Below are 10,031 nucleotides of genomic sequence, written 5' to 3' on the forward strand. Positions count from 1 at the left end.
CCAAAATGATAAGAGTATTATTTGTAGATGATCATGAAATGGTAAGGATTGGTGTTACGGCATATCTTTCCGCACAACCTGATATAGAAGTTGTGGCAGAAGCAGATGATGGATCTGTTGCAGTAGGGCTCGCTATGGAACATAAACCTGATATTATATTAATGGATCTTGTTATGAAAGAAATGGATGGAATAGAAGCGACCAGAAGAATTATTGAACAATGGCCGGAAGCGAAAATTATCATCGTTACGAGCTTTCTGGACGATGAAAAAGTATATCCAGCCCTTGAAGCGGGAGCTACCAGCTATATGCTTAAAACCTCCAAAGCAAGTGAAATTGCCAATGCAGTTCGGTCTACATATAAAGGGCAATCCATCTTGGAGCCGGAAGTGGCGGGAAAAATGATGAAGAAGATGCGCAGAAAGACCGAGATTCTTCCCCACGAGGAATTGACCAACAGAGAAATGGAAATCCTTCTACTCATGACACAAGGAAAAACTAATCAAGAAATAGCGGATGAGCTGTTTATTGCACTTAAAACTGTGAAGGTACATGTAAGCAATATCCTCGCAAAACTTCAGGTGCAGGACCGAACACAGGCAGTCATCTATGCATTTAAGCACTCATTAGTAAACTAATGGGTGTTTTTTTAGACAAGAAAGAATAAGATGCAGTTGATTTCCCTTCCGGCGCTTCGCGAGCCTCCTCCGCTTGCCCTGAAGCCACTGAAAATGTCTCTGATTTAAGCGGTTGTTTATACACCGCTGTGGATTTCCACAAATGGCTTCGCTTTCCTAGGGGCGCTGCTGGAGCCTCCTCGGCTACGCCTGCGGGGTCTCCACCTAGCGCTATCTCCCTCAGGAGTCTTCACCTTTTGCTCCAATCCACAGCTAGATATTCACTAGCACATAATATTTCAGCTTTTCAGTGGCTTAGCTTGTGCCTGCGGGGTCGCACCTGGCTGGCGTCTGGGCGCCTTCCACTCCAATCAATAAGGTGGCTTTATTTACTTTAAGGTTCTGAGTGATAATCTAACATAATTAACTGTAATAACACTAACAATTCGTTCTCACTATCTCCTAGCTGTGGATTGGAGCAATTGGCGAAGACTCCAGCGGGGGAGTAACGGTTGGATGAGACCCCGCAACGAAGTGAGGAGGCTCAAACACCGTCCCGCGGAAAGCGAAGCCAGTTGCGGAAAGGAACAGCGGCTAATTCCGCTAACTATTGTTTAATGCAATAAAAGGACCGGGAAGTTTTTGCCGGGTGTTTTTTATGTTATTATTTATGATAGAGACAAAATTCATCTTAGGGGGCTTCTTACATGAACAAACAACTTATCGTCTACTCAGCACCAGGCTGCAGGGATTGTGAATTGGTAAAGGAATTTCTAAAAGAAAATCAAGTATCTTTTGAAGTCAGAGATTTACTGGCAAACAGAGAATACCAAGAGGAAGTAGAGAAATTTGGATTTATGGGAATTCCGGTTACGGCTGTAGGTGACCAGGCGGTAAAAGGATTTAACCCAGGGGAACTAAATAGGCTGATAGATCTTGTAAAGTGAAGGTCGGCTAACAGAGGAGTAAAATGATTGGCAGAGCAAAAGAAACCGGCATTTATATATACGTACGCATATAGCAAGGAAGAGCGCTCCCTTTGCCATTTGGAGATGCGTTCTTTTTTTGGCACGGCAACAGACGATAACATTATTAAAAGTACTACAAGGATTGAACCGAGCAGAAGCCCTTTTATCCGCGAAAGAATAGAAGCGATATATGAAGGAGCTTCATTGCAGGAAATCGTGGATCAAGTGAAGGGAATAGCGATGGGTGATCAAACTTTCAAAGTTATTTTCTCCAAAATAAATGATAGGAAAGCTCCACATACGATTGAATATCAAGAGCGTCGTGATATCGAACGTGCTATCGGCTGGGTTATAGAAGGAGAAGCTGATGTCCATCAACCTGATCATATCTTTGGTGTGGCAACTGTTGGTGAACGCTGGTATTTCGGTCATTATTTGAAAAGAGAAGCGGTATGGCTTCAGCATACGAAAAAGCCAAGGGAATATTCAACTGCTTTAAGCACTCGTGTGGCTAGGGCTGTTGCCAATATTGCCGTCCCAGATCCTGAGGGGATAAAATCTATCGATCCTTGCTGTGGGATAGGAACGGTACTTGTTGAGGCATTATCCATGGGGATAAATATGGATGGAAGAGACATAAATCCGTTAGTGGTAAACGGTTCAAGGGAAAATATTGAATATTTCGGTCTCTCAGGAAATGTTACGCTAGGACCTATATCGGATGTAACGGATAACTATGATGTGGCGGTTATTGATATGCCATACAATCTTTATACTCACGCTACCCCGGAAGATCAATTATCCATCTTGAAGCATGCACGCCGTTTCGCAAAAAAAGTCGTCGTCATTACCATCGAGACGATGGATGACATGGTGGAGAAAGCTGGGTTTAGCATTGTTGATCGTTGTGAGACCCAAAAGGGTTATTTTACAAGAGAGATTTTAGTATGTGAATAAAAGTGGAAAAGAGACCATTAGGCTGGTCTCTTTTTTCGTGTATTTAAAAACCTATCCTGGACCAATTAAACAATTCACCTGGGTCGCTTTTTCGCACAGGAGCGTATTCGTGATGGCCGATGATATGTTCCCGGTCGTTTTGAATTAATGGATTGCGCTTCAAAATATCTTCTAATAATATCTTCAATGAAGCATACTGAGCATCCGTGTACCCAATATCGGAAGGGGAAATGGAGTCATAAACATCCGCTGGCATTATCGAAAGCATCTCTTCCTTCGTTCCTATCGCCAGCAATTCTATTCCAATCGAATAGTCGTTCAAACCACTTTCATACTCTTGGTAGTTTAAGAGATGTCCTTTGCCGGCATGAAAGGCTGCGCGTTCTTCCGGTACCATAAAGTAGATCTCTCCATCCCTATCTATCATATAATGAGCAGAAACCTCATACTCTTCAAAAAGTGCATAGACTTCTTCCATATTATAAGGGTCTTCAGGTGAACGAAGAGCGTTATTTGTAAAATGTAGCATGACGTGTGTAATAGGGGCACCTCTGACTCTTGAATTTTTCTTTGGGAGGAGCCATTCCTCCATCTCCAGGTTAGAGGGTTCTGGCGGAACACTTATTGCTGGCGCTGTAATTGGGTTAATTTTATCCAATTGTTTTTCCGTAAGAGCAGTCGGCTTGGCGCAACCAATTAATAGAAATATAGTAATACATAGATAGGTGATTTTCAGCATGATATTTCCTCTTTTATTAGACTTTACTTATAATAATTCTTTTTGAAAAGTGGAAATCCTTCTAATAATTTTGGCAGCCATTGTCCATTAACAATTACTACCCCCACGATGATGATAATTCCACCCAAAACACCATGTACAAGAATCTTTTCATGTAAAATAACAACTGCTGCTATTAAAGTAGAAAGCGGCTCTAAATATAGAAACATAGAAACTTTTGTTGCCGCCATTACTTCATGTGCTTTTCCCCAGTACCAATATGCAATACCTGATACAAAAATCCCAAGAAAAATAAGATGAGCCCACTCATTAAGAGATAATAACTTTAAAGACTCCCATCCCTTATTTCGCACAAGAAAAGGAGTAGTAAGAATGAATCCCACTAAACTCATATAAAAGGTCACAACCAGTGCTGGATATGGAATTCGAAGACCTTTTAGTAGAATGGAGTAGATCGCCCAATTCAAAGTACTTAATATCATTAATAGAAAGCCTAAATTAATAGTTATTGAAAGGAGCTGCCCGTTTCTTGCAGAAGTGATAAGCAATACACCCAATACAGAGAGAATCATCCCAATAGCCTTTGAAAGTGACATTTTTTCATGCAAAAACATCATAGACAGGAGTACTGTAAAAATTGGCGAAAAGGATATAAGCCACCCTGCAGAAGAAGCATCTATGGTCAATAGGGCGGTTGCCTGCAATACCTGATGGACAAAAACTCCTAAAATACCTAAAACAATTAGATGGGGTACGTATTTAATGGAAATATGGAATCTTTCTCGTGTTAATAGTAATAAAAGGAACAAAAACAAAGCTCCTATGCCAAATCGCATCACTAATAATGTAAAAGGATCGAGCTTATATAGGACAGCTTTAGTAGATACAAATGATATACCCCAAAAACTGATGGCCATGGTGGCATAAAGAGAGGCAGTAAAGGTTTTTCTAAAGGGAATCATTATCTATCAACCTTCTTTCAATGGACTGTCTCTAACCATCATATGCTTGTCCTGTTAAAAGATATTCTACATAGAAAAAGGCACCACTATTTAATAGTGGTGCCTTAAGTATGGAGCGGATGGGATTCGAACCCACGACCCCTTCGCTGCCAGCGAAGTATTCTCCCACTGAACTACCGCCCCGGTGAGAATGAATTTATTTTATCAAAAATTCTTTCTTTTGCAAATGTTTTTTTTAAAGATTTAGTCCAAGTTTTCAACTTCCGCTTGAATGACACCAGTAAGTGATTTTAGCTCATAATATACATCTGTTGTATATACGCTTTTCTTCGTGGTGATGATACAATTAAGCACGATATCATCTTTTTCCTCTTTTACTTTAACTCGCTTAATGGCAAGGTTTTTGTGGTGTATCTCCTTCATGACCATGGTCAGGTCAATTTCTTTCTCAATAAAGATCTTTACTTTTATTTCTTTTTCCTTCAATTTCTTTGGTCCAATCTTATCGAAGAGGGAGGGGATTATCTTCACACCCAAAATGATGAAAATGACACCGAATGCCCCTTCTATAAAAAATCCTGCTCCAATAGTAATTCCAAGTGCTGCGGATGCTAATACCAATGCAGCTGTTGTCAGCCCTGAAATAGCTTCGTTGCTTCTTCTTAGGATTACCCCTGCTCCAAGAAATCCAATACCGCTAATAACATAGGAAGGAATTCGCCCCGGATCCATAGGTCTTGAGTATTCTTTAGAATAAAGAAAGGCAGATTCATAGGAAACGATGGTCAATAAGCACGCCATTACTGAGACGATGACGCATGTTTTTAGTCCAAGAGGTTTACCCTTCAATTCCCGTTCTAACCCTATAATTATCCCAGCTATTGAAGCAAAAATAAGTTTAATAATAAAATCGTATTCATTGATATATTCCATGATCATTTCCATAATGGCCCTCCTTAAAAAAGTAAAAATATGATATTCTATAATAAAAATATTTGTTAAAAAATTATAGCAATATTCTGTAAAGTTAGAAAGGTTATTTTAAAATACTAACAGCGTGGGTGAAGGCAAATGAATAAGTGGTTTAATCCATACGTGGCTCTCGCGGTGGGAGTAGTTACTGTATCTACATCCGCCATATTTGTCAAATTAGCGGATGCCCCTGCTGGAGTGGTCGCCTTCTACCGGTTACTATTCTCCGTGATAATACTACTACCCATATTTTTATATAAATATGTTGGAGAATTAAAGGATATTTCTAAGAGGGATTGGCTCTTCTCGATGTTGGCAGGTGTGTTCCTAGCGTTTCATTTTATTCTATGGTTTGAATCCTTAAACTATACCAGTGTAGCAAGTTCAACAGTGCTCGTAACCCTCCAACCTTTGTTTGCATTCATAGGAACTTATTTGTTTTTCCAAGAAAAACTTAGTATTAAAGCTATTGTAAGTGGATTGATGGCAATAGTAGGGAGTGTAATTATCAGCTGGGGTGATTTCCGGATTAGTGGAGTGGCTTTATTTGGGGATATACTCGCTTTGGTGGCTTGTGCGCTTGTAACGGCTTACTTATTGTTTGGACAGGACGTCAGAAAAAGACTATCATTGATTACCTATACCTTTATCGTTTATGGTTTCAGCTGTGTTACCTTGTTTTTGTATGTACTAGTTTCGGGAGAGCCTCTCACAGGGTACTCCACTACAGATTGGTTTTGGTTCATCCTGCTTGCAATTATTCCAACATTGTTGGGCCACTCCTTCTTCAACTGGGCTGTTAAATACATCAGCACCAATGTTATCTCAATGAGTATTCTATTTGAACCGATCGGTGCAGCAGTACTTGCTTATTTTGTCTTACATGAGATGGTAACTTGGACACAATTTACAGGAGGGCTCCTTGTGATGCTTAGTGTTGGGTATTTCTTAAAAGATAACCGTAAGAGCAAACAAGTAGAATGGTTGGTAACGGAGAAAGATGAGAATCAGAAGTGGATATAAGAATGGGGTATACGGGGACGATGGCCTGTCTCTGAAAATTACCTATAAATAATAATGGAAGACGAAAAGCCGACACTTTGTCGGCTTTTATCTATATATATGTACCATTCATTGGAGTCTTGTGGCCATCATTGCGAAAAAAATACCAAGGGAAAGGCTGACAATAAATCCTTCGCCGCGTACCTTTCCTTCCTTATCACTTATACGCAACCCTTCAAAGTATGCAAAAAGTAAAAGGCCTATTGAAGTGAGTAAGGCTACTAAAAATGCTGCGTATTTTACAAGATCCATAACTTATCCCCCTGTTTCATTTATTAATAGATTGTATGAGTGGTTATAGTAGAAAATTCTATTAATTTTTACATAAAAAAGCTGACCGATGTGGCCAGCTTAAGAGATAGAATTATTGGTGGTAAATATACGAGGCACTGTTTTAATCAATAGTACTGTTACAATTGTTGCAATCACAAAACTTGGTAACATATAGGACCCGTTATAAAGTAAGGAATATAGCCATACCGGTTGCCCTTCTGGAGCTAAATAGTCGAAGTAAATGACTCCGGCAGAGTAATGAGCCAAGAATCGTAAAAGGCATCCTAAAAATGCGGCTATGCTTACATACATTACAATTTTTTTCATGTCATCATTCTTAGCAGATGTCGCGACCTTGCCCGCAAATACTCCAGCAAAACCAAGAGAGGTAAATGCTACTATATAATCTAGAAAAATTTGTACAGGATCAATCCCCCAAAAGGTACCTGTTACTATCTGAAGTAGACCGAGTATAAAACCAGATAATATTCCACCTTTTATCCCCCAGCGAAAGGCCATGATAAATACCGGGACCATTGAAATTGATATTGAGCCCCCTTGAGCCCAAATTTTTAGTGACAAAACCCCGGCCAATAAATCAAGTAAATACCCTAATGCTCCAAATATTGCAACTTCAACGAGAAATAATGTGTTATTCTTCTTCATGAAAATCCCCCTTAAAATAAAAAAAGCAATAAAGGAGGCTCCTTTATTGCTTAAATGAAATAAGTAATAAATCTGCCACATCCCTACCATAGTACTAACTAACAGGTTCAAAGGGTCAGAACATCATGTTCACTCTCAGCCATAAAGGCTCCCCTCGTGGAAAATAATTAAATTGTCTTCCTTCATCATACATAACCCACAAGAAAACGACAAGTTTTTTCCTTAGTTAACAATTATAGTAGAGATACGTTGTGTATAATCCATTAGTAGAGTTAGTAGAATGTTAATCAAAAATATTTAGAAAAAGTATTGCAATATAGTTGTAGAGGTGGTATATTTAATTTCGTCGCTGCGAGGGCAGAGACAAGATGTGAAAATGCTACTTCAAAAAAATAAAAAACAGCTTGACTTTAAAACGACAAGTTGTTATGATTAGGAAGTCGCTTTTGAGCGAATCTTGTAAGAAAATGATCTTTGAAAACTAAACAAAACAACAGCGTCATAACGTCGGTTCTACGGAATACGACAAAATGATTTAAGTAACACAAGCTAGCAAATTTTGAGCAAAAGCTCAGACTCTTTATTGGAGAGTTTGATCCTGGCTCAGGACGAACGCTGGCGGCGTGCCTAATACATGCAAGTCGAGCGGACCTTTTAAAAGCTTGCTTTTAAAAGGTCAGCGGCGGACGGGTGAGTAACACGTGGGCAACCTGCCTGTAAGACTGGGATAACTTCGGGAAACCGGAGCTAATACCGGATAATATAAGGAACCTCCTGGTTCTTTATTGAAAGATGGTTTCGGCTATCACTTACAGATGGGCCCGCGGCGCATTAGCTAGTTGGTGAGGTAACGGCTCACCAAGGCGACGATGCGTAGCCGACCTGAGAGGGTGATCGGCCACACTGGGACTGAGACACGGCCCAGACTCCTACGGGAGGCAGCAGTAGGGAATCTTCCACAATGGACGAAAGTCTGATGGAGCAACGCCGCGTGAGCGATGAAGGCCTTCGGGTCGTAAAGCTCTGTTGTTAGGGAAGAACAAGTGCGAGAGTAACTGCTCGCACCTTGACGGTACCTAACCAGAAAGCCACGGCTAACTACGTGCCAGCAGCCGCGGTAATACGTAGGTGGCAAGCGTTGTCCGGAATTATTGGGCGTAAAGCGCGCGCAGGTGGTCCTTTAAGTCTGATGTGAAAGCCCACGGCTCAACCGTGGAGGGTCATTGGAAACTGGGGGACTTGAGTGCAGAAGAGGAAAGTGGAATTCCAAGTGTAGCGGTGAAATGCGTAGAGATTTGGAGGAACACCAGTGGCGAAGGCGACTTTCTGGTCTGTAACTGACACTGAGGCGCGAAAGCGTGGGGAGCAAACAGGATTAGATACCCTGGTAGTCCACGCCGTAAACGATGAGTGCTAAGTGTTAGAGGGTTTCCGCCCTTTAGTGCTGCAGCTAACGCATTAAGCACTCCGCCTGGGGAGTACGGTCGCAAGACTGAAACTCAAAGGAATTGACGGGGGCCCGCACAAGCGGTGGAGCATGTGGTTTAATTCGAAGCAACGCGAAGAACCTTACCAGGTCTTGACATCCTCTGACACTCCTAGAGATAGGACGTTCCCCTTCGGGGGACAGAGTGACAGGTGGTGCATGGTTGTCGTCAGCTCGTGTCGTGAGATGTTGGGTTAAGTCCCGCAACGAGCGCAACCCTTGATCTTAGTTGCCAGCATTCAGTTGGGCACTCTAAGGTGACTGCCGGTGACAAACCGGAGGAAGGTGGGGATGACGTCAAATCATCATGCCCCTTATGACCTGGGCTACACACGTGCTACAATGGACGGTACAAAGGGCAGCAAAACCGCGAGGTCGAGCCAATCCCATAAAACCGTTCTCAGTTCGGATTGCAGGCTGCAACTCGCCTGCATGAAGCCGGAATCGCTAGTAATCGCGGATCAGCATGCCGCGGTGAATACGTTCCCGGGCCTTGTACACACCGCCCGTCACACCACGAGAGTTTGTAACACCCGAAGTCGGTGGGGTAACCTTTTGGAGCCAGCCGCCTAAGGTGGGACAGATGATTGGGGTGAAGTCGTAACAAGGTAGCCGTATCGGAAGGTGCGGCTGGATCACCTCCTTTCTAAGGAATGTACGCTTGTTGTTTTGTTTAGTTTTGAGAGATCTCTCTCATAGATAGTCGGGGCCTATAGCTCAGCTGGTTAGAGCGCACGCCTGATAAGCGTGAGGTCGGTGGTTCGAGTCCACTTAGGCCCACCATTTTTTAATTAAAGAACTTTAAGGGGCCTTAGCTCAGCTGGGAGAGCGCCTGCTTTGCACGCAGGAGGTCAGCGGTTCGATCCCGCTAGGCTCCACCATAGACAATTCTTGCGAATTGTCACATAAGATAAATCATTCGATTTATCGCAGTTGTTCCTTGAAAACTAGATAATGTAACTAATATCAAGATATTCACAAAATATCGTTCATCTTAGTAATTTTCTTTTAAGATATCATCGCTGATATCGACACATGACCATATTGGTCAACGGTTAAGTTATTAAGGGCGCACGGTGGATGCCTTGGCACTAGGAGCCGATGAAGGACGGGACTAACACCGATATGCTTCGGGGAGCTGTAAGTAAGCTTTGATCCGGAGATTTCCGAATGGGGAAACCCACTGTTCGTAATGGAGCAGTATCCTTATCTGAATACATAGGGTATGGAAGGCAGACCCGGGGAACTGAAACATCTTAGTACCCGGAGGAAGAGAAAGCAAACGCGATTTCCTGAGTAGCGGCGAGCGAAACGGAATTAGCCCAAACC

At 42.0% G+C, this 10,031-nt stretch carries 9 protein-coding genes, 3 tRNA genes, 2 rRNA genes and 1 riboswitch; of the genes, 8 read left to right on the forward strand and 6 right to left on the reverse strand.

The features are described 5' to 3' along the window. Positions 1-5 precede the first annotated feature (5 nt). The 3 genes from HF078_RS01840 (at position 6) to HF078_RS01850 (ending at position 2,542) form a co-directional block, all read left to right on the forward strand. Positions 6-638: a response regulator transcription factor gene (locus tag HF078_RS01840; protein ID WP_169289608.1), complete on the forward strand. Its 633-nt coding sequence runs from the start codon at positions 6-8 to the stop codon at positions 636-638. 686 nt (positions 639-1,324) lie between these two features. After that, on the forward strand, positions 1,325-1,564 hold the full coding sequence (locus tag HF078_RS01845; protein WP_060665603.1) for a glutaredoxin family protein: 240 nt from the start codon (positions 1,325-1,327) through the stop codon (positions 1,562-1,564). A gap of 27 nt (positions 1,565-1,591) precedes the next feature. Next, positions 1,592-2,542 carry a TRM11 family SAM-dependent methyltransferase gene (locus HF078_RS01850; RefSeq protein WP_169289609.1) on the forward strand — a complete coding sequence of 317 codons (951 nt, stop codon included), beginning with the start codon at positions 1,592-1,594 and terminating at the stop codon, positions 2,540-2,542. Positions 2,543-2,585: 43 nt separating this feature from the next. On the opposite strand, the gene HF078_RS01855 is transcribed toward HF078_RS01850, so the two are convergent. The 4 genes from HF078_RS01855 to HF078_RS01870 all read right to left on the reverse strand — a co-directional run bounded on the left by HF078_RS01855 (position 2,586) and on the right by HF078_RS01870 (position 5,188). Then, positions 2,586-3,281, reverse strand: coding sequence for an N-acetylmuramoyl-L-alanine amidase (locus tag HF078_RS01855; protein ID WP_169289610.1), 696 nt, complete (start codon positions 3,279-3,281; stop codon positions 2,586-2,588). A 23-nt stretch (positions 3,282-3,304) separates the two neighbouring features. Next, a complete protein-coding gene (locus HF078_RS01860; protein ID WP_169289611.1) occupies positions 3,305-4,243 on the reverse strand; it encodes a DMT family transporter in 939 nt (312 codons plus the stop codon). A 111-nt stretch (positions 4,244-4,354) separates the two neighbouring features. After that, positions 4,355-4,426, reverse strand: a tRNA-Ala gene (locus HF078_RS01865). A gap of 60 nt (positions 4,427-4,486) precedes the next feature. Next, on the reverse strand, positions 4,487-5,188 hold the full coding sequence (locus HF078_RS01870) for an MgtC/SapB family protein (RefSeq protein WP_169289612.1): 702 nt from the start codon (positions 5,186-5,188) through the stop codon (positions 4,487-4,489). A 126-nt stretch (positions 5,189-5,314) separates the two neighbouring features. Between HF078_RS01870 and HF078_RS01875 the strand changes: the two genes are divergently transcribed. After that, complete coding sequence (locus tag HF078_RS01875; RefSeq protein ID WP_169289613.1) at positions 5,315-6,238, forward strand: DMT family transporter; 924 nt, start codon at positions 5,315-5,317, stop codon at positions 6,236-6,238. 108 nt (positions 6,239-6,346) lie between these two features. On the opposite strand, the gene HF078_RS01880 is transcribed toward HF078_RS01875, so the two are convergent. Both HF078_RS01880 and thiT read right to left on the reverse strand, forming a co-directional pair. Beyond that, positions 6,347-6,529, reverse strand: coding sequence for a hypothetical protein (locus HF078_RS01880; protein WP_148989329.1), 183 nt, complete (start codon positions 6,527-6,529; stop codon positions 6,347-6,349). A gap of 99 nt (positions 6,530-6,628) precedes the next feature. Next, on the reverse strand, positions 6,629-7,216 hold the full coding sequence (gene thiT, locus HF078_RS01885; RefSeq protein ID WP_169289614.1) for an energy-coupled thiamine transporter ThiT: 588 nt from the start codon (positions 7,214-7,216) through the stop codon (positions 6,629-6,631). A 63-nt stretch (positions 7,217-7,279) separates the two neighbouring features. After that, positions 7,280-7,381, reverse strand: a riboswitch (TPP riboswitch). Positions 7,382-7,796: 415 nt separating this feature from the next. Between thiT and HF078_RS01890 the strand changes: the two genes are divergently transcribed. From HF078_RS01890 to HF078_RS01905, 4 genes are all read left to right on the forward strand, one after another. Further along, positions 7,797-9,348: ribosomal RNA gene (locus HF078_RS01890) — 16S ribosomal RNA — on the forward strand. Positions 9,349-9,408: 60 nt separating this feature from the next. After that, positions 9,409-9,485: transfer RNA gene (locus HF078_RS01895), tRNA-Ile, on the forward strand. A 22-nt stretch (positions 9,486-9,507) separates the two neighbouring features. Continuing rightward, positions 9,508-9,583 (forward strand) — tRNA-Ala (locus HF078_RS01900). Positions 9,584-9,755: 172 nt separating this feature from the next. After that, a 23S ribosomal RNA gene (locus HF078_RS01905) occupies positions 9,756-10,031 on the forward strand; the annotation flags it as partial.

The sequence above is a fragment of the Bacillus sp. RO2 genome, assembly GCF_012911845.1.
Lineage (GTDB): Bacteria > Bacillota > Bacilli > Bacillales > Bacillaceae_I > Sutcliffiella_A.